Source organism: Streptomyces sp. NPDC031225, from assembly GCF_055570355.1.
The window spans coordinates 134,730-154,853 of the sequence record NZ_JBVIHJ010000024.1 but is presented as its reverse complement, the minus strand read 5'-3'; the positions used below and the strand labels follow the sequence as shown (position 1 = coordinate 154,853).

Below are 20,124 nucleotides of genomic sequence, written 5' to 3'. Positions count from 1 at the left end.
GGGGCGGCGAGGCGTCTCGGACGAGCGCCCACACTATCGGCTGGGCACGACGACGGCCCGCCGCCTGTGGATAACCCAGGTGCGACGGGCCGTTCGGTTGCGTGCGGGAAGTGCTGCGCCGAGTGCCGGGAAGAGTGACCCGCGTCAGACGGCGGCCTTCTTCAGCCGGCGGCGTTCGCGTTCGGACAGGCCGCCCCAGATGCCGAAGCGTTCGTCGTTGGCGAGAGCGTATTCGAGGCACTCGGAGCGGACCTCGCAGGAGAGGCAGACCTTCTTGGCCTCGCGGGTGGAGCCGCCCTTCTCCGGGAAGAAGGACTCGGGGTCGGTCTGGGCGCACAGCGCGCGCTCCTGCCAGCCGAGTTCCTCGTCCGCGTCGTCGACCAGCAGTTGCTGCACCGTCTCGGTCATGTGCGCCCCTCGTCTGTCTTTCGCGTCCCCGTGATGTAGCCGTTACCGATGTCGGCTGAACGACACGAGTGAAATTACAAGTGTGCTGCTCCGGGCGAGTCAAGCCGAGATCTGCTATTGGGCCCCTTATTCACTCTGCGGAACCAAGGCCTAGCGGAAAGTGTTCAAATCGGCATAAACCTTGACAAGCAGATGCGGCCCGAGAGGGCTGCCGAGCCACACCAGGCCTTTCGGGCCTGTACAGGGAAGGACGCCCACCAGTTCGATCTCGTTCCGTCACGCGCGCGTGGAAGTCGCGGCGAAGTCACGGCCCGTGCGCCCGGTTGAGCGCCATGTGTCCCGGTGGACCCATGAACAAACCTTTCACCATGGAGATGGACCGGATGAGGTGAAACATGTCCCACATACCGGGTGTCGAGTTGACAGTGCGAGTGTGAGCCGCTGTCCTTGTGGGCATGCTCGCGAACTTGGCACTCACCTCGATCCGCTCCGCCGGGTCCCACGGTGCTGTCCTCGCTCGCCGTAGCTGTTGTTGTTGTTCCAGCTGTTGAGCCCAACGCGCTCCGGCTGTTTCTGAGTCCACCGTGACTCGGCTGCTTGTTCCCCGCCCGCACCAGGGCATTCCTGTCTTTCCGTGACCCGGGCGGACGGCACGCGACACCCAGCCATCCCCACACTCTTCCGCTGAGGACCCACCGCACTCCATGAACAGCGACAACGACCTCCAGATCGCCGGTGACCTCCTCGAGGTCCCGCACCTCCTCCAGGCCCCGCGCGAGCACCCGGCCACCGTCGCCGAGTTCGTCGGGCTGGCCCGCTCCATCGCCGACGACCGCTCGCAGTGGGCGCACCTCGTCCGGTACGACGCGACGAGCCGCTGGTACCACCGGCTGCGTACCGGCCCCGGCTACGAGGTGTGGCTGCTGTCCTGGGTGCCGGGACAGGGCAGCGGGCTGCACGACCACGGCCGCTCCTCCGGGATCCTCACCGTCCTGGAGGGCGCGCTGACGGAGCGCACCGAGCGGGGCACGCGCGTGCTGGAGGCGGGTGCGCAGCGCGTGTTCGCGCCGGGGTACATGCACGAGGTGGTCAACGACGCGCTGGAGCCGGCGGTGAGCCTGCACGTCTACTACCCGGGCCTGACCGAGATGCCGATGCTCCCCGAGTCCCACCTTCGTCCGACCGGGGCATCCCCCATCGCCTGCACCGCCCGCGAGACCCTCGGCGAGGCGGACGTCGTGACCGCATGACGCGTTGTCGTACCCGCCTGCAAGACTTGCTCCCATGCGCATTGTGGTTCTGGCAGGCGGCATCGGCGGTGCCCGGTTCCTGCGCGGTCTCAAGCAGGCCGCGCCGGACGCGGACATCACGGTCATCGGCAACACCGGGGACGACATCCACCTCTTCGGGCTGAAGGTCTGCCCGGACCTCGACACGGTGATGTACACCCTCGGCGGCGGTATCAACGAGGAGCAGGGCTGGGGGCGGGCCGAGGAGACCTTCCACCTCAAGGAGGAACTCGCGGCGTACGGCGTCGGGCCCGAGTGGTTCGGGCTCGGGGACCGGGACTTCGCCACGCACATCGTGCGGACGCAGATGATCGGCGCCGGGTATCCGCTGAGCGCGGTGACCGAGGCGCTGTGCGACCGGTGGAAGCCGGGGGTGCGGCTGATCCCGATGAGCGACGACCGTATCGAGACGCATGTCGCCGTCGAGGTCGACGGGGAGCGCAAGGCGGTCCACTTCCAGGAGTACTGGGTGCGCCTGCGGGCCTCGGTGCCGGCCGAGGCGATCGTGCCGGTGGGCGCGGAGCAGGCCAAGCCGGCGCCGGGGGTGCTGGAGGCGATCGCGGAGGCGGACGTCGTGCTGTTCCCGCCGTCCAACCCGGTCGTGTCCATCGGCACGATCCTCGCCGTGCCCGGTATCCGTGAGGCGATCGCCGAGGCCGGGGTGCCGGTGGTGGGCCTGTCCCCCATCGTCGGGGGCTCGCCTGTGCGCGGCATGGCCGACAAGGTCCTGGCGGCGGTCGGCGTCGAGTCGAGTGCCGCGGCGGTCGCCGAGCACTACGGCTCGGGGCTGCTGGACGGCTGGCTCGTCGACACCGTCGACGCGGGCGCGGTCGAGCGGGTCGAGTCGGCGGGCATCCGCTGCCGTGCCGTGCCGCTGATGATGAGCGACCTCGACGCGACCGCGCGGATGGCCCAGGAGGCGCTGCGGCTGGCGGAGGAGGTGCGGGCGTCTTGAGCGGCGAGAGCACGGCAGGTGGGCCGCAGTCCCGGGAGACGGCGGCGCAGAAGAAGGAGTCCGCCGACGGCTACCGCGTGTGGGCCGTCTCCGGAATCCCCGAGGTCGCCCGGGGCGACGACCTGGCCAAGCTGATCGCCGCCGCCGAACCCGGGCTCCGGGACGGGGATGTCCTGCTCGTCACCTCGAAGATCGTGTCCAAGGCTGAGGGGCGGGTCGTCGAGGCGGGCGACCGGGAGGCCGCGATCGACGCCGAGACGGTGCGGGTCGTGGCGCGGCGCGGGGCGCTGCGGATCGTCGAGAACCGGCAGGGGCTCGTGATGGCCGCCGCCGGGGTGGACGCCTCCAACACCCCCGCGGGGACCGTGCTGTTGCTGCCCGAGGACCCGGACGCGTCCGCGCGGGCGATCCGGGACGGGCTGCGGGACGTCCTCGGGGTCCGGGTGGGCGTCGTGGTGACCGACACCTTCGGGCGGCCCTGGCGCGCGGGGCTGACCGATGTCGCGATCGGCGCCGCCGGGGTGCGGGTGCTGGACGATCTGCGGGGCGGCACCGACGCGTACGGCAATCCGCTGGGCGCGACCGTCGTGGCGACCGCCGACGAACTGGCCGCCGCCGGGGATCTCGTCAAGGGCAAGGCCGCCGGGCTGCCCGTCGCCGTCGTGCGCGGGCTGGCGCATGTGGTGGCCGAGGAGCCCGGGGAGGGGGCACGGGCCATGGTGCGCGACGCGCGCGACGACATGTTCCGGCTGGGGACCTCGGAGGCCGTCCGGGAAGCGGTCACGCAGCGCCGTACGGTCCGGGCCTTCACCGACGAACCGGTGGACCCCGGGGCCGTACGACGGGCCGTCGCCGCGGCCGTCACCGCGCCGGCGCCGCATCACACGACGCCGTGGCGGTTCGTGCTCCTGGAATCCGAGGGTGCGCGGACCGGGCTGCTGGACGCCATGCGGGACGCCTGGATCGCCGATCTGCGGCGGGACGGCAAGTCCGAGGAGTCCATCGCCAAGCGGGTGCGGCGGGGGGACGTCCTGCGGAAGGCGCCGTATCTCGTCGTGCCCTGTCTGGTGATGGACGGGTCGCACACCTACGGCGACCCGCGGCGGGACGGGGCCGAGCGGGAGATGTTCGTCGTCGCCACGGGGGCCGGAGTGCAGAACTTCCTCGTCGCGCTGGCCGGGGAGCGGCTGGGGTCGGCGTGGGTGTCGTCCACGATGTTCTGCCGGGACGTGGTGCGGGAGGCGCTGGGGCTGCCGGAGGACTGGGACCCGATGGGGGCCGTGGCGGTGGGGCATCCGGCGGAGGAGCCGCGGCCGCGGCCGGAGCGGGACGCGGGGGGCTTCATCGAGGTGCGGTGACGTACGCCGGTTTCGTCGAGGTGCGGTGGCGGGTCTCCGCTTGCGCCTAATCTCGTAGGGCCTCACTCGTATCTCAGGGACTTCACTCGTGGCTGGACGTTTCGCTCCGCGGCCCACGCGTACGACCGTGCGCGGCGGGGAGGTCGTCGTGCCCGCCGCGCGCCGGGAGGCGCCGCGGGCGGAAGCCGGGCTGGTGCGGACCTGGGCGCCGGGGTGGCCCGTCGATCTCGGGCTGGTGCTTGGGGCGCTCCGGCGGGGGCCCGCGGATCCGACGTTCCGGGCGATGCCCGACGGCTCCGTGTGGCGGGCCAGTCGTACTCCCGTCGGGCCCGGGACGCTGCGGGTTTCCGTGTACGGCGGTGAGGTGCGCGGGGAGGCGTGGGGGCCGGGGAGCGAGTGGCTGCTCTCGCGGTTGCCGGAGTTGCTGGGGGCCGCCGACGACCCTTCCGCTTTCGTGCCCCGGCACCGGGTCGTGGCGCACACCCGGCATCGGCGGCCCGGGCTGCGGCTGACGCGGACCGGGCTGGTGCTGGAGTCGTTGATCCCTTCCGTGCTGGAGCAGAAGGTCACGACCGACGAGGCGTACCGGGCGTGGCGGCTGCTGGTGCGGAAGTTCGGGGAGCCTGCGCCCGGGCCCGCGGCGGGTGGGCGGTTGTGGGTGATGCCGTCGCCTCGGGCGTGGGCGTTGATCCCGTCGTGGGAGTGGCATCGGGCCGGCGTGGACGACAAGCGGGCGTCGACGATTCTGCGGGCCGTGCGGGTTGCCTCCCGGCTGGAGGAGGGGGTGGGGATGTCTCCCTCGGCCGCGCAGGCCCGGTTGGAGCTGGTGCCGGGAGTGGGGCCGTGGACCTCCGCGGAGGTGGTGCAGCGCAGTCATGGGGCGGCGGATGCGGTGACCGTGGGGGATCTGCATCTGCCGGGGATCGTCGGGTTCGCGCTGGCGGGGGATCGGGATGCGGACGACTCGGTGATGTTGTCGTTGCTGGAGCCTTATGCGGGGCAGCGGCATCGGGCGGCTCGGTTGATTCTTTTGAGCGGGCGTACGCCGCCGAGGCGGGCCCCGCGGATGACTCGGGGGGACATCGGACGGTTGTGACGGTGCCGGGGGTGACGGGGGTTGACAGGGGTTTTTATCGCCCCCGCCGCCCCTGCCCGTCCCGTCCTTCAGGGGGCTCTGCCCCCTGGACCCCCGCTCCTCAAACGCCGGAGGGGCTGAGTGTGGCGGAGGGGCTGATTTCTGCCGGAGGCCGCGTTCTTCACTGGTCCGACGAGAAGCGGACCGATCCCGCTGGGATTCTCGCGTCGCACCACACGCGTACTCCGGTCCGCAGTTCGTTGTCGGCGCCGATGACCGCGCCGTCGCCGATGACCGTGCCGGTGAGGACGGAGCGTTCGCCTACCCGGGCTCTGGTGCCGATCAGGGAGTCGGTGATCACCGCGCCCGGTTCGATCACTGCGCCGGGGAGGATCGTGGAGCCGGATACCCGCGCGCCTTCCGCGACGTAGGCGCCCTCGCCCACCACCGTGCCGTCCGTCAGCTTCGCGTCGTGGGCGACCCGTGCGGTGGGCAGGATCAGGCGGTCGCCGCAGCGGCCGGGGACCGCGGGGGACGGGGCACGGCCCAGGACCAGGTCGGCCGAGCCGCGGACGAAGGCGGCCGGGGTGCCGAGGTCCAGCCAGTACGTGGAGTCCACCATGCCCTGGAGGTGGGCTCCGGCCGACAGGAGTTCGGGGAAGGTCTCGCGTTCCACCGAGACCGGGCGGCCCGCCGGGATCGTGTCGATGACCGAGCGGCGGAAGACGTACGCCCCCGCGTTGATCTGGTCGGTGACGATCTCCTCGGGGGTCTGGGGTTTCTCCAGGAAGGCGAGGACCCTGCCGGTCTCGTCCGTGGGGACCAGGCCGTAGGCCCGGGGGTCCGTCACCTTCGTGAGGTGCAGGGAGACGTCCGCGCCCGTCGTCTCGTGCGTGCGCACCAGCGCCCCGATGTCGAGGCCCGTCAGGATGTCCCCGTTGAAGATCAGCACCGGGTCGTCGGGGGCGGAGTGCAGCCGGGCGGCCACGTTGCGGATCGCGCCGCCCGTGCCGAGGGGTTCATCCTCGGTGACGTACTCGAGGTGCAGGCCCAGGGACGAGCCGTCGCCGAAGTGCGGTTCGAAGACCTCCGCGAGATAGCTCGTCGCGAGGACTATGTGGTCGACGCCGGCCGCTCTCGCTCTGGCCAGCTGGTGGGTGAGGAAGGGGACGCCCGCCGCACGGACCATGGGTTTCGGCGTGTGGACCGTGAGGGGCCGCAGCCTGGTGCCCTTGCCGCCGACCAGGAGGATCGCTTCTGTCACCTGTCGTCTCCGCTTCCTGCCGGGACCGGCCCGAACTGTCTTTCGACCGGCCAGTGTATGCAGACCGTTGTGCGGCGCCTTCGACGGCCGTGCGGCATACGTGCCTGCCCCCCGACGGCGGTGAAACGGGTGGTCCCCCGGGCTCCCCCGATGCTCAGCGGCCCTGGAGACGGGCCGCCGTCGTACGGGTGGAGCCGAGCTTGCGGTAGAGCTGCCGGCCGGGGCACTCCGTGGCGAAGCCGTCCCGGTGGCCGGAGATCACGTTCAGTCGTACCTTCGTGCCTTTGCGGTAGAGGTTGCCACCGCCCGACTTCAGATATGTCCTGCCCTTCGGATTGACGCCGTGGAGTCCGAGCTTCCACGCGGTGAGCCGTGCGACGGCCTTCACCGCGGCGGCGGACGGCTTGACCGAGCCGAAGCTGCCGAGGACGGCGATCCCCATGCTGTTGGTGTTGAAACCGAGGGTGTGGGCGCCCAGGACCGGCTTCGCCACGCCGCCCGCCCGGCCCTCGTAGATGTTTCCGCACTTGTCGACGAGGAAGTTGTAGCCGATGTCGCGCCAGCCCATGCTCTGGACGTGGTAGCGGTAGATACCGCGAATGAGGGAGGGGACCTGGCTGCAGCGGTACCCGTTGCCGGACGCCGTGTGGTGCACGAAGGCCGCCTTGACCTTCTTCGTGTAGACGAACTGCCGCTCGCGCAGCGTCTCGTCGGCGCCCCAGCCGCGCCGGGTGACGATGCGCGGACGCGGTCCGATGTACGGCTTCACCCGCTGCTGCTGCGTCAACTCCCCCGCGCGCAGGGCGAACAGCTCCTGTTCGGTCTGCTTGCGGTCCAGTTCCGAGATCTCGACGGCGCCGGGCGCGGTCAGACCGGCGTTGGCGGCGGACGCGTCCACCGCGGCGCGGGCCGCCGGCGGTTCGTCGGCGGGGACGGACCGGTGAGCGGTGTCGTGGTGAGGGGCGCCCGCGGGGGCGGCCTGCCGCTCGTCGGGCGCCGGCGCGCTCTCCCCCGGGTCCACGAGTTCCAGACGCAGGCCCGTCGGGAGGGCGGCGCTCGCCGTCGCCGTACGGGAGCCGCGGGCCGTGTCCTCGGTCCTGCGGTCGGTCTCCGCACGGACGCGTGCCTCGACGCCGTCCGAGTCGCCCACCCACAGCGGTGCGGTGGCTCCGTGCACGCGGCCGGAGGTGCGCTCGGCCGTGCCGGGGTCGGCGGCGTCGTCGTTGTGGGCCTCCAGGTCCTGCCAGCTCGACCAGGTGTCGGTGCCGGCCGCGCGGGTGCGCACCTGGACCCGGCCGTGCAGCACGGTGTCCGGGTCGTCCCAGATCACGCCGACGAGGGAGAAGTGCCGTACGTCCCGGCGGGGCAGGCCCTGTTCGCCGGCCGCCGGGGCGAGGGTGCGGTCACGGGAGGCGAGGGGCGTGAGGGGCAGCGACTGGATGCCGCCGAGGGCTTCCGCGCCCGACGCCGGTCTCACGGTCGCCGGGGACACCGGTCTGGCCGCGACCGCGGGCGAGGTGAGGGGCAGGGCGAGGGCGGCGGCGCAGGTGACGCCGATCGAGGAAGCAAGAAGTCCACGCATGCTCCCGATCTTGTACATAGTCATATAAATCTGTCCATCTGGGAACTGACGGACCGTCGGGTACCACTGCGCCGAACCGGTGGCCCCGGGCGCGGGCGTCCGGCCGGGCCCCCGCGTACGCTTCTGCGGGTGAACGCCACCGATCGCACCCCTGCCGACCTGCTGCGTTCCGCGCTCGCCGCGGATCCCGGCCGCCCCCTGGTGACCTTCTACGACGACGCCACGGGTGAACGTGTCGAATTGTCCGTCGCCACCTTCGCCAATTGGGTGGCCAAGACCGCGAACCTCCTCCAGGGCGACCTCGCCGCCGCACCGGGTGACCGGGTGGTGCTGCTGCTGCCCGCGCACTGGCAGACGGCGGCGTGGCTGCTGGCGTGCGCGTCGGTGGGAGTGGTCGCGGACGTCGGCGGGGATCCGGGGGCGGCCGACGTGGTCGTGAGCGGGCCGGACACGCTGGAAGCGGCACGGGCGTGTTCCGGGGAGCGGGTCGCTCTCGCGCTGCGGCCGCTGGGCGGGCGGTTCCCGCAGACGCCGGAGGGGTTCGTCGACTACGCCGTGGAGGTGCCGGGCCAGGGCGACCGGTTCGCGCCGTTCGCTCCCGTGGATCCCGATGAGCCCGCACTGGTCGTCGCCGGGCGGGAGTTCAGCGCGGCGGAGGTCGTCGAGCGGGCCCGGGCGGAGGGGACGGCGGACCGCGTGCTGTCGGGGCTGTCTTACGACACATGGGACGGGGTGTGCGCCGGGTTGTACGGGCCGCTCGCGAACGGGGGGTCGGTGGTGTTGTGCCGTCATCTGGATCAGTTGGGTGAGGAGGCGCTTGCCAAGCGGGTCGAGAGCGAGCGGGTTTCGGCTACTCGCCGCTGAGTGGAGGCTTCATGCCGGGTGCGGGTCCGTCGTGGCTGGTCGCGCCCACGCGGCGGAGCCGCATGTCGATACAGCCCCGCGCCCCTATAGGTGGGTGCAGTCACCCGAACAGAGCAGCACCGGGGGTTCCCCCACCCTCGTCCACGCCATGGTCGTAAGAGCAGACTCCTAGACCACGAGGGGACCCGCACGTGACCGACAGCGCAGGCACCCTCGGGCCCGGCGCCGGGTCGTCGGCGAGCGGGAAGGGGCTCCTACGGCGGCGTCGCCGCAGGCGGGTCCGGTACGGCGGGCTCGGAGCCGTGGTCCTCGTCGCCGGGACCGTCGGGACGGGGTGGGCGCTCTACGCCGCGCTCGACGGGAACATCACCCCCGACGACGACGCCGCCGCCGAGCTCGCCCGGTACGAGGACGAGCGGCCGACCTCGCTCGTGAAGGACGCGCAGAACATCCTGCTCATCGGGTCGGACTCGCGCTCCGGGGACGGGAACGCGCGCTACGGGCGGGACTCCGGGACCGAGCGGTCGGACACCACGATCCTGTTGCATCTGGCGGCCGGCCGGCACACCGCGACCGCCGTGTCGCTGCCGCGCGACCTGATGGTGGAGGTGCCGGCCTGCCGGGAGCCGGACGGGACCCGCAGCGAGCCCCTGTTCACGATGTTCAACTACGCCTTCCAGAAAGGCGGTTCGGCCTGCACGATCCGGACCGTCGAGAAACTCACGAACATTCGCGTGGACCATCACATGGTCGTCGACTTCCACGGGTTCAAGGACATGGTGGACGCCATCGACGGAGTGGCGGTCTGTCTCGCCGAGCCGATCGACGACAAGGCGGCCGAGCTGCGGCTTCCGGCGGGACGGGTGACGCTGGACGGTGAACAGGCGCTCGGCTATGTGCGCGCCCGCAAGTCCCTCGGCGACGGCAGCGACACCGACCGGATGGACCGTCAGCAGCGCTTTCTCGGGGCGCTGGTCAACAAGGTGCAGAGCAATGACGTCCTGCTGAATCCGGTCAAGCTCTATCCCGTGCTGGACGCGGCCACTTCCTCGCTCACCACCGATCCGGATCTGGCGAGTCTGCGCGGATTGTACGAACTCGTGCGCGGCCTGCGGGACATCCCCACGGAGCGTGTTCAATTCCTTACCGTGCCGCGGGAGTCGTATGTCTACGACGGCAATCGCGATCAACTCGTGGAACCCGAGGCGCAGCGGCTTTTCGAACGGTTGCGCAAGGACGCCCCGGTGACGGTGGTGAAGAAAGTCCCGAAAGTTTCAGAACATTCCCCTGCCGAAGAAACCTATGAAGAATCTGAGGACGGCGGTGGCACGCCCGCCTTCCACGGCAACACGGCGGCCGAGGACACCTGCGGGTAAAGCGTTTCCCAAAGCACGGAAGCGGTGTCCGATCAAATGGGCGGATTGCCCGGTTGTAGGGGAGTGGAATATGTCACCGCCGTAACCTGTCGGCGAATCGGAGGGCTAGTGTGAGCGCTCCGGTGCATCCGGCCGACGGAGGATTCAGCAACCGTGGACGCACAAGGCCGTGGACGGGCGAGCGACATCGACCCCGCAGACCAGTGGGTGCTCAACCCGAACACCGGTGAATACGAACTGCGACTGACCCCTTCCGCACCGCAGTCGGGTGTTCCCGGTCCCCGTGGTTCCGCGCCCTCGCCGCATCGCGCGAGCGCGCCGGGCGGTCGTACGACCGCGCCCGTGGTGCCCGGCCGGGAGGTCCCGCCGCCGCGCAGGCGCCGGGGCGCACCGCCCGAGGAGCCGCTGCCGGGGCGACGCGGCAGACGGCCGGTCAAGAAGAAGTCGAAGGCCAAGAAGGCGCTGCTGTGGACGGGCGGCACGATGGCGTTCGTGCTGGTCGCGGCGGCCGGCGGCGGCTACCTCTACATCCGGCACCTGAACAGCAACATCACCTCCGTCGCCGACGACGGCGCGAGCACCGGTGGCTTCCAGACGGACAAGGCGATCAACATCCTGCTGATCGGCACCGACAAGCGCACCGGCGCGGGCAACGGCAGCTACGGCGACAAGGACAGCGTCGGTCACGCGGACACCACGATCCTGCTGCACGTCTCCAAGGACCGTTCGAACGCGACCGCGCTGAGCATCCCGCGCGACCTGATCGTCGACGTCCCGGACTGCCCGACCACGCAGCCGGACGGCACCACCAAGGTCATCGCGGGCACGGACGACGTCCGCTTCAACACCAGCCTGGGCCAGGACGAACGGACGCCCAGCTGCACGGTGCGGACCGTCACCGAGCTCACCGGCATCCAGGCCGACAACTTCATCGTGGCCGACTTCAACGCGGTCAAGACGCTGACCACGGCGGTCGGCGGTGTCGAGGTCTGTCTGGCCAAGGACATCGACGACAAGGACTCCAAGCTCAAGCTGTCCAGGGGCAAGCACACCATCTCGGGTGAGGACGCCCTCGCGTTCGTGCGGACCCGGCACTCGGTCGGCTTCGGTGGTGACCTGAGCCGGATCACGCTCCAGCAGCAGTTCCTGAGCGCGCTGATGCGCAAGCTGAAGTCGAACGACACCCTCACCAACCCGGCGAAGATGCTGAAGCTGGCGGAGGCGGGCACCAAGGCGCTGACCGTCGACTCGCAGCTCGACAGCATCGGCAAGCTGAAGAGCCTCGGTCTTGAGCTGGGCAAGCTCAACGTGAAGAACCTGACGTTCACCACCGTGCCGGTCGTCGACAACCCGGCGGAGAAGGTGAAGGCGACGGTCGTCCTCAACGACGCGACGGCGCCCACGGTCTTCGACATGATCAAGGGCGACGTGTCGTTCACCGAGGTCAAGAAGAAGGCGAGCGCGTCCAAGAGCGCCGAGGCGGCGGAGGAGGCGGCCCGGCTCAAGGGCACCAAGTCCGCCGCGTCCGAGGTGCGGGTGCGTGTCCTCAACGGCGGTGCTGCGGCGGGCAGCGCGCAGGCCGAGCTGGAGTACCTCCAGAACGAGGAGGGCGTACTGAAGTCGGAGAACGCGGGCAACGCGGGCGCCTCGCTGGCGAAGACCACCCTTGAGTACGACCCCGGCCAGGCCGACCAGGCGCGCAGGCTCGCGGCCATCATGGGACTGTCCGGATCGGCGCTGAAGCCCGGCAAGAGCGTCACCAACTCCCAGGGTCTGCCCGCCATGACGCTGACCCTGGGCAAGGACTTCAAGGGTGCCGGGGTGTCCTTCACCACGGCGACGAAGGCACCCGAGGGGGTGCAGCAGTCCACGGCCGACAAGGTCGAGTGCGCCAAGTGAGAGCCGTCTCGCGGTGACCTGAGGGGCCTGTCGTGCGTCTAACGGGACGCACGGCAGGTCTTTTCGTTCGTTCGGCGTGAGGGTGGGGAGACAGGGGATGGCGCGCAGCGGTGTGCACGAGGACGGGACGCGGCCGGTTTCCCGGCCCGTTCGGGGTCCGCGGAAACCCGACGGGGGCGGCGGCGAGGGCGGGTCAGGGAGCGAGGGCGCAGGGGACGCCGGCAGCGGGCGGCACGGGCGGCGGCGGGCCCTGCGCAAGCACCGGGTGCTCAGATGGTCCGCGACCACGCTCGCCCTACTGATACTCGGCACGGCCGGCGCCGGATACCTGTACTACCAGCACCTCAACGGCAACATCCGCAAGGGCGAGCGCAGCAGCGGCGACTCCAAGGCGCACCGGTCCGAGGCCAACTCGGCCGGCCAGACGCCGTTGAACATCCTGCTGATCGGCTCGGACAGCCGTAACTCCGACGAGAACGTGAAGCTCGGCGGCAGCCGGGACAATCGCGGCGTCCCGCCGCGGGGTGATGTGCAGATGCTCATCCACCTGTCCGCGGACCGCAAGAGCGCCGCGATGGTGAGCATTCCGCGCGACACCCGGGTCGACATCCCCGCGTGCAAGGACCCGGACACCGGGAAGACGTTCCCGAAGACCACCGACATCATCAACGAATCCCTGGCCCGCGGCGGCGCCGGCTGCACGCTCGCCACCTGGGAGAACCTCACCGGGGTCTACATCGACCACTGGATGACGATCGACTTCTCGGGCGTGGTGCGCATGGCGGACGCCATCGGCGGCGTCTCCGTCTGTGTGAAGCAGAACGTGTGGGACCACCCGACGGCCGCGGTGCCCGGCGGCTCCGGCCTGAAGATGCGCAAGGGCACCCACAAGGTCGAGGGCAAGCAGGCCCTGCAGTGGCTGCGCACCCGGCACGCCTGGGGCAGCGACCTGATGCGGGCCAGGGCGCAGCACATGTACCTGAACTCGATGATGCGCACGCTGAAGGGGCAGAACGTCTTCACCGACACCCCGCGGCTGATGGACCTGGCCGAGGCGGCCACGAAGTCCCTCCAGGTGTCCGAGGAGATCGGCACCGTCAAGAAGCTGTACGACCTGGGCACGCAGCTCAAGTCGGTGCCGACGGACCGGATCACCTCGGTGACGATGCCGAACGTCCCGGACCCCCGCGACGACGACCACGTCGTGCCGGACGGCGCGAACGCCGACAAGCTCTGGGAGATGCTCCGCGACGACGTGGCCCTGGACAAGAACGGCAAGGCGTCCACGGGCGCGAAGAAGACCGCGCAGGCGACCAAGTCCCCTTCCGGGCCGGACGACGAGATCGGCGTGCTCGTCCAGAACGCCACCGGGAGCTCCACGCTCGGCCCGGTGAGCGGACGTGCGGGCACGCTCGCCGACGTGCTCGTGGGGAAGGGTTTCTCGCAGGCATCCAAGGACGCGACGGCGGGGCTCTCCGAGGACCGGACGCTCGTGCGCTACCCGAGCGCCGACCTGGAGGGCGATGCCCAGCGCGTCGCCAAGTCCCTCGGGATTCCGCTGAGTTCGGTGAAGAAGTCGACCGACGTCTCCGGTGTCACCCTCGTCGTGGGCGCCGACTGGCGTACCGGGACGGCGTATCCGAAGCAGTCCGAGGCCAGGGCCGGTGACCTGCCGGGCAACGCGGACGCCATCAACGGCTCGGACACCACGAAGTGCATGGACGTGTACTCGGTCTACCGCTGGTGATCGAACAGGTCGGCCGCATGTCGAACGGAGTGGCCGGGGCGTACGTACCTACTCACAGAACCGGAACAGGAACATCTCACGTCGCTCAAGGCCCGACCGGGCGGATAGTGTGAGCGATCCATCGATCGCCACGTGGCCCTGACGGAGGATTCGGACCGTGGACACACAAGGCCGTGGGCGGGCGGACGACGTCGATCCCGCAGACCAGTGGGTGCTCAATCCGAACACCGGTGAATACGAACTGCGACTGACCCCTTCCGCACCGCAGTCAGGCGTCCCCGGTCCCCGCAGGTCCGCGCCCGTCCCGAACAGGCCGGGCGCACCGAGCGGCCGTACGACGACCCCCGTGGCCCCCGGCCCCGGCGTCCCGCCGCCGCGCAGGCGCCGGGGGGCGCCCGAGGAGCCGCTGCCGGGGCGGCGCGGGCGCCGGCCGGCCAAGCAGCCGTCGAAGGCGAAGAAGGCCCTGCTGTGGACCGGCGGCACGATGGCGTTCGTCCTGGTCGCCGGTGCCGCGACGGGCTACTTCTACCTCAAGCACCTTGAGGGCAACGTCGGTACGACCGACGTGGGCGACGCGGCCGCGAGCAGCTTCAGCAAGGACGAGGCCTTCGACATCCTCATCATCGGCACCGACAAGCGCACCGGTGAGGGCAACGAGGGCTACGGCGACAAGAACAGCGTCGGGCACGCGGACACCAACATCCTGCTGCACGTCTCCAAGGACCGTACGAACGCGACCGCGCTCAGCATCCCGCGCGACCTGATCGTGGACGTCCCGGACTGCGAGACCATCAAGGAGGACGGCACCAAGGACGTCGTCGCGGGCACCGAGGACGTCCGCTTCAACACCAGCCTGGGCCAGGGCGGCCGGGACGCGGGCTGCACGATGCGCACGGTCGAGGCGGCCACCGGCATCAAGCCCCAGCACTTCGTGATGGCCGACTTCAACGCGGTCAAGACCCTGACCACGGCCGTGGACGGGGTCGACGTCTGTGTGGAGAAGGCCGTCAACGACAAGCAGTCCAAACTCGTGCTGCCCGCGGGCGAGTCGAAGGTGGAGGGCGAGCAGGCCCTCGCCTTCGTGCGCACCCGGCACGCCTTCGGCAACCACGGCGACCTGGACCGGATCAAGGTGCAGCAGCAGTTCCTGGGCTCGCTGATGCGCAAGATGACCTCCGGCGACACCCTCACCAGCCCCACCAAGCTGCTGAAGCTGGCGGAGGCCGCGACCAACGCGCTCACCGTGGACGAGGCGATCGGCAAGGTCGGCACGCTCAAGGACATCGCCCTGGAGCTGAAGAAGGTGCCGCCGAAGAACATCAGCTTCATGACGATCCCGGTGGTCGACAACCCCGCCGAGGAGACCCCGGTGACGGTGGTCGTCGACAAGTCGAAGGCTCCCCCGGTCTTCGACGCGATCAAGAACGACGTCTCGTTCACCGAGGTCAAGGCGCAGGAGAAGAAGGAGAAGTCGGAGGTCGCGGCCCGGCTCAAGGGCACCAAGTCCGCCGCGTCCGAGGTGCGGGTGCGCATCTTCAACGGCGGTGCGGCGGGGGGCGCCGCGCAGGCCGAGCTGGTGTACCTCCAGAACGAGGAGGGCGTGCTGAAGTCGGAGAACGCGGGCAACGCCGACGCGTCACTGGCGAAGACCACGCTTGAGTACGACCCCGGCCAGGCCGACCAGGCACGCCGGCTCGCGGACATCATGGGCCTGTCCGGATCGGCCCTGAAGCCCGGCAAGAGCGTCACCAACTCCCAGGGCCTGCCCACCATGACCCTGACCCTCGGCAAGGACTTCAAGGGCGCGGGCGTGAAGCTCAGCTCCGCCACGGCGGCCCCCGCGGACGTCGCAGGCAAGACCACCGCCGACAAGGTCCAGTGCGCGAGTTGAGGCAGCCTCAGGCGGGCCGGTCACGGAGCATGTGCGGGCCCCCCAGGTCTCGCACAGGTTTGTAGGGCAACCTCACGGGCCCGTCGTATGTCTAAGACGTGCGGCGGGCCCGTGGCATGACCGCGGGTCCGGTGGGGTGGGTGGGAGGACGGGAAAGTTGACAACGCAATACAGGGTCAAGGAAATCGGGCCGGCCGTCGAGGGGGACGGCGGGCCCGGCAGCAGGCGGGCACCGCGCAAGCACCGGATGCTCAGATGGTCCGCGGCCACGCTCGCGGTGCTGATACTCGGGGTGGCCGGCACCGGCTACCTCTACTACCGGCACCTGAACGGCAACATCCGCAAGAGCGACCTGAACCTCGGGGACAACAAGGTCGCCGAGCCGACGCCGAACTCAGCGGGCCAGACCCCGCTGAACATCCTGGTCATCGGGTCCGACGCGCGGGACAGCAAGGAGAACCAGGCGCTCGGCGGCGCCAAGGAGACGTTCGGCTCCACGCCGCTCGCCGACGTGCAGATGCTGCTGCACCTGTCCGCCGACCGCAGCAACCTCTCGGTCGTGAGCATGCCGCGCGACACCCTCCTCAAGATCCCCAAGTGCACGGATCCGGACGACGGCAAGGTGTACCCGGCGAGCGACGGCCGGGTGATGACCAACCAGAGCCTCGGCCACGGTGGTCCCGGCTGCACGGTGGCCACCTGGCAGGCGCTCACCGGCATCCACATCGACCACTTCATGATGGTCGACTTCTCGGGCGTGGTCTCCATGGCGGACGCCATCGGCGGGGTCCCGGTCTGCGTGGACGCGAACATCCTCTCGAGGGACGGCCAGGGCCACGGCTCCGGTCTGAAGCTGAAGAAGGGCACGACCCCCGTCAAGGGCAAGCAGGCCCTGCAGTGGCTGCGCACCCGCTACGGCTTCGAGGACGGCAGCGACCTGGCCCGTGCCAAGGCCCAGCACATGTACATGAACTCGATGGTCCGTCAGCTGCGTGAGAACGCCACCCTGAGCAGCCCGAACAAGCTGCGCAAGCTCGCCGAGCAGGCCACGAGGGCGATCACCGTGGACTCGGGGCTCGGCACCGTCAAGAAGCTCTACGACCTCAGCAACGAGCTGCGGAAGGTGGAGCCGGCGCGCATCACCATGACGACCATGCCGAATCGTTACGTCGGTGCGCGCGTGGAGCCCACCGAGGACGCCGAGCAGCTCTTCCGGCTGGTGCGCGAGGACATCGCGCTGGACGGCAAGGACGCGAAGAAGGTGACCGCCGAGAAGACGGAGGCGGCCTCGGACGACCCGGCCGCGGCGAAGGACGAGATCGGGGTCCTGGTGCGCAACGGCACCCGCACCGACACCCTGGCCGCGGCGAGCGGACGCGCGGGCACCGTGGCCGGGCTGCTCGCGGACAAGGGCTACGACAAGGCGGCCGCCGACCGGTCCAGCTCCCTGAGCGAGGCGACGACGCTGGTGCGCTATCCGAGCGCCGAACTGGAGGGCGACGCCCAGGCGGTCGCCAAGTCCCTGGGAATCCCCATGAGTTCGGTGAAGAAGTCCACCGACGTCTCGGGGGTCACGCTCGTCGTGGGAGCGGACTGGCGGACCGGGACGACGTACAAGGCACCCAAGGCGGCCAAGGAGGACGACACGACGCCGAAGACGGCCGAGGCCCTCAACGGCGCGGACGAATCGGCCTGCATGCACGTGAACCCGGGGTTCACCTGGTCGTGACGGACAGGGGCCCCTCCGCGGAGGGGCCCCTGTCACACCGTGTTCGGCACCGCCGTCAGACCTTGTTCAGCACCGCCGGGCGGCGGGACGCGATGACCTTCCTCGCCAGGGACCTGGGACTGGTCAGAAAGCCGTACCCCCAGCACATGTGCATGGTGGCGAGGGCCACAGGGATCTGGAGCCGTGCCTTCAGCGGCAGCCCCCTGCCCGCGGGCAGCGAACCGAGGACGATCGCCGCGAGGTAGCCGCCGGGGATCACGAAACCGAGCGGGGTCAGCGCGGCACCGACCACGATCCCGGCCGCGATCGCGCACACCGCGACCGGCGGGGCGAGGTAGCGCAGGTTGATGGAGCCCTCGTGGTAGCGGGCGACGACGTGCCGCCAGCGGCCGTAGTCCTTGTACTGCTTGGCGAGGGCCTTCACGCTCGGCCGCGGGCGGTACGACACCCTCAGCTCGGGCGAGAACCAGATGAGCCCGCCCGCCTCGCGGATCCGGAAGTTGAGCTCCCAGTCCTGGGCGCGGATGAACTCCTCGTTGTAGCCGCCCTGTTGTTCCAGCGCCTCGCGCCGGAACACCCCGAGGTACACGGTCTCGGCGGCCTGCGCCTCACCGCCCGTGTGGAAGGCCGCGTTGCCGACGCCGATCTTCGAGGTCATCGCGGCGGCGACCGCGTGCTCCCAGTCGTTCTCGCCCTCGGCGTGCATGATGCCGCCGACGTTCTGCGCGCCGGTCTCCTCCAGGAGCCGTACGGCGGTCGCGATGTAGTTCGGCGAGAGCATGCCGTGCCCGTCGACGCGGACGACGATCGGATGGCGGGAGGCCTTGATCGCGGCGTTGAGCGCGGCGGGCGTACGGCCCGTGGGGTTCGGGACGGTGTGGACGCGGGGGTCATCGCGCACGAGCTCGGCCGCGATCTCGTCCGTGCGGTCCGTGGACGGACCGAGGGCGATCACGACCTCCATCTCACCGGCGTACTGCTGGGCGAGGATCGCTTGGACGGCTCCGCGCAGATGCCGTTCCTCGTCGAGGACGGGCATGATCACAGAAACGGCGGGGAGCTGCACGTCGGGCTTGGCGTTCATAGAGGGCCCACGTTACCGCGAACGGGGGACTCCGCCGCGCCCCGCCCGGGCGGTGCAGGTCGTCGCAGATCGTATGGGCCTACGGTGCTCACGATCCCTCGTTCGGCCGTTCTCGCGGAGGTGTCCCCCCATGCCCGCCACGCCGCCCCGTCCCTCCGCCGCCCGCCCTCGCCCACCACAGCGCAGGCCCCCCCGGCCACCCGTACGACGGAAACGGCCCCGCTGGGCCATGCGGGCGGTGACCACACTGTCCGTCGTCGTGCTCGCCTCCGCCGGGATCGGGCACGCGGTGCTCACCAGTCTCGACGCGGACATCGCGCGCGTGGACCCCTTCAAGGACATGAAGAACCGGCCGCGCGCCGGGCACGGCATGAACGTCCTGCTGGTCGGGACCGACGGCCGCGACAAGATCACCGAGGCCGAGCGCCAGAAGTACCGGCTGGGCGGCGCGCCCTGCCACTGCACCGACACGATCATGATCGTGCACATCTCGGAGGACCGGGAGCGGGCGAGCGTGGTGAGCCTGCCGCGCGACTCGTACGCGATGACACCCGAGCACGTCGACCGGACCACGGGCGAAAGCCACCACGGACACCCCATCAAACTCAACGCGGCGTACGCGGAGGGCGGGCCCCAGCTGACCGTCCGCACCGTCGAGAACATGACCCATGTGAAGGTCGACCACTACCTGGAGGTCGACTTCACCAGCTTCATGAAGACGGTGGACGTGCTCGGCGGCGTCGAGATCTGCAACGCCGACCCGTTGAAGGACACCTACACCGGACTCGACCTGCCGGCCGGCCGCCACCAGCTGATGGGCGGCCAGGCCCTGCAGTACGTCCGCTCCCGGCACGCCGACGGATCCTCCGACCTCGGCCGGATGAAACGGCAGCAGAGATTCCTCGCGGCGCTGATCGACCGCGCGACCTCCTCCGGCATCCTCCTCAACCCGATGAGGTTCCGCGACGTGACCCGGGCCGTCCTCGGCTCCGTACGGGCCGACAAGGAGTTCGGCACCGGCGAACTGCTCGACCTGGGCCGCGCGATGCGGAACTTCTCGCCCTCGTCGTCGGAGTTCACGACCGTGCCCATCGGGCAGATGGGATACGCCGTGAAGGGCGTCGGCTCCACCCTCAAGTGGGACCCGGTGAAGTCCGGGCGCCTCTTCGAGTCCCTGCGCGAGGACAAGCCGCTCGCCGCGCACCAGCCGAGGAGCAAGGCGCTGCTCGTCCCCGTGGCCCCGCAGCAGATCCGCGTCCAGGTCGAGAACGGCACGGCGACGGGCGGCCTCGGAAGCCGGGTCGACGCGGCGCTGGCGTCGACGGGATTCCGTACGACGGGCATCCCGACGACGTCGGCCGACCGCACGGTCAAGCGCACGGTCATCGTCTACGACCCCCGCTGGGACCGCTCGGCCCGCTCACTGGGAGCGGCACTGCCCGGGAGCGAACTGCGGGCGGTCAAGGGCCAGGGGCCCGTACTGAAGGTGATCGCGGGCACGGACTTCGAGAAGGTACGCAAGGTACGGGCCGAGGACGAGCAGCAGGGGGAGTTCGGGGTGGTCACGGGGGACGAGGTGGGCTGCGCGTAGCCGGAAGCGGGG

At 70.4% G+C, this 20,124-nt stretch carries 15 protein-coding genes; 11 read left to right on the top strand and 4 right to left on the bottom strand.

The window, feature by feature from the left end; all coding sequences use genetic code 11:
- Positions 1-144 precede the first annotated feature (144 nt).
- Positions 145-408 carry a WhiB family transcriptional regulator gene (locus ACZ48Z_RS34115; protein WP_020137941.1) on the bottom strand — a complete coding sequence of 88 codons (264 nt, stop codon included), beginning with the start codon at positions 406-408 and terminating at the stop codon, positions 145-147.
- 704 nt (positions 409-1,112) lie between these two features.
- Between ACZ48Z_RS34115 and ACZ48Z_RS34110 the strand changes: the two genes are divergently transcribed.
- The 4 genes from ACZ48Z_RS34110 (at position 1,113) to ACZ48Z_RS34095 (ending at position 5,106) form a co-directional block, all read left to right on the top strand.
- The gene (locus ACZ48Z_RS34110; RefSeq protein ID WP_468739762.1) at positions 1,113-1,658 is read left to right on the top strand and encodes a cysteine dioxygenase; all 546 of its coding nucleotides are present in this window, start codon (positions 1,113-1,115) and stop codon (positions 1,656-1,658) included.
- A gap of 34 nt (positions 1,659-1,692) precedes the next feature.
- A complete protein-coding gene (gene cofD, locus ACZ48Z_RS34105) occupies positions 1,693-2,652 on the top strand; it encodes a 2-phospho-L-lactate transferase (protein ID WP_468739761.1) in 960 nt (319 codons plus the stop codon).
- Positions 2,649-4,010 (top strand): coenzyme F420-0:L-glutamate ligase, encoded by a 1,362-nt coding sequence (locus ACZ48Z_RS34100; RefSeq protein WP_468739760.1) that lies wholly within the window; start codon positions 2,649-2,651, stop codon positions 4,008-4,010. Before cofD ends, ACZ48Z_RS34100 begins: the two co-directional genes overlap by 4 nt.
- 88 nt (positions 4,011-4,098) lie before the next feature.
- Positions 4,099-5,106 carry a DNA-3-methyladenine glycosylase family protein gene (locus tag ACZ48Z_RS34095; RefSeq protein WP_468739759.1) on the top strand — a complete coding sequence of 336 codons (1,008 nt, stop codon included), beginning with the start codon at positions 4,099-4,101 and terminating at the stop codon, positions 5,104-5,106.
- Between the two features lie 160 nt (positions 5,107-5,266).
- Here the strand turns inward: ACZ48Z_RS34095 and manB are convergent, their stop codons facing one another.
- Positions 5,267-6,349 (bottom strand): mannose-1-phosphate guanylyltransferase, encoded by a 1,083-nt coding sequence (manB, locus tag ACZ48Z_RS34090; RefSeq protein WP_468739758.1) that lies wholly within the window; start codon positions 6,347-6,349, stop codon positions 5,267-5,269.
- A gap of 154 nt (positions 6,350-6,503) precedes the next feature.
- Positions 6,504-7,931 carry a peptidoglycan recognition protein family protein gene (locus ACZ48Z_RS34085; protein WP_468739757.1) on the bottom strand — a complete coding sequence of 476 codons (1,428 nt, stop codon included), beginning with the start codon at positions 7,929-7,931 and terminating at the stop codon, positions 6,504-6,506.
- A 129-nt stretch (positions 7,932-8,060) separates the two neighbouring features.
- Here ACZ48Z_RS34085 and ACZ48Z_RS34080 point away from each other — a divergent pair, with 129 nt between their 5' ends.
- From ACZ48Z_RS34080 to ACZ48Z_RS34055, 6 genes are all read left to right on the top strand, one after another.
- The gene (locus ACZ48Z_RS34080) at positions 8,061-8,795 is read left to right on the top strand and encodes a TIGR03089 family protein (protein WP_468739756.1); all 735 of its coding nucleotides are present in this window, start codon (positions 8,061-8,063) and stop codon (positions 8,793-8,795) included.
- A gap of 191 nt (positions 8,796-8,986) precedes the next feature.
- Positions 8,987-10,171 carry an LCP family protein gene (locus tag ACZ48Z_RS34075; RefSeq protein WP_468739755.1) on the top strand — a complete coding sequence of 395 codons (1,185 nt, stop codon included), beginning with the start codon at positions 8,987-8,989 and terminating at the stop codon, positions 10,169-10,171.
- 153 nt (positions 10,172-10,324) lie between these two features.
- Positions 10,325-12,070: an LCP family protein gene (locus tag ACZ48Z_RS34070; RefSeq protein ID WP_468739754.1), complete on the top strand. Its 1,746-nt coding sequence runs from the start codon at positions 10,325-10,327 to the stop codon at positions 12,068-12,070.
- 97 nt (positions 12,071-12,167) lie between these two features.
- Positions 12,168-13,817 carry an LCP family protein gene (locus tag ACZ48Z_RS34065; protein WP_468739753.1) on the top strand — a complete coding sequence of 550 codons (1,650 nt, stop codon included), beginning with the start codon at positions 12,168-12,170 and terminating at the stop codon, positions 13,815-13,817.
- Positions 13,818-13,974: 157 nt separating this feature from the next.
- Complete coding sequence (locus tag ACZ48Z_RS34060) at positions 13,975-15,708, top strand: LCP family protein (RefSeq protein WP_468739752.1); 1,734 nt, start codon at positions 13,975-13,977, stop codon at positions 15,706-15,708.
- Between the two features lie 184 nt (positions 15,709-15,892).
- A complete protein-coding gene (locus tag ACZ48Z_RS34055; RefSeq protein ID WP_468739786.1) occupies positions 15,893-17,437 on the top strand; it encodes an LCP family protein in 1,545 nt (514 codons plus the stop codon).
- 55 nt (positions 17,438-17,492) lie between these two features.
- On the opposite strand, the gene ACZ48Z_RS34050 is transcribed toward ACZ48Z_RS34055, so the two are convergent.
- Positions 17,493-18,521 (bottom strand): glycosyltransferase family 2 protein, encoded by a 1,029-nt coding sequence (locus tag ACZ48Z_RS34050; protein ID WP_468739751.1) that lies wholly within the window; start codon positions 18,519-18,521, stop codon positions 17,493-17,495.
- Between the two features lie 130 nt (positions 18,522-18,651).
- On the opposite strand from ACZ48Z_RS34050, the gene ACZ48Z_RS34045 reads away from it, so the two are divergent.
- Positions 18,652-20,112, top strand: a complete 1,461-nt coding sequence (locus ACZ48Z_RS34045) for an LCP family protein (protein WP_468739750.1) — start codon at positions 18,652-18,654, stop codon at positions 20,110-20,112.
- The last annotated feature ends 12 nt before the right edge of the window (positions 20,113-20,124 follow it).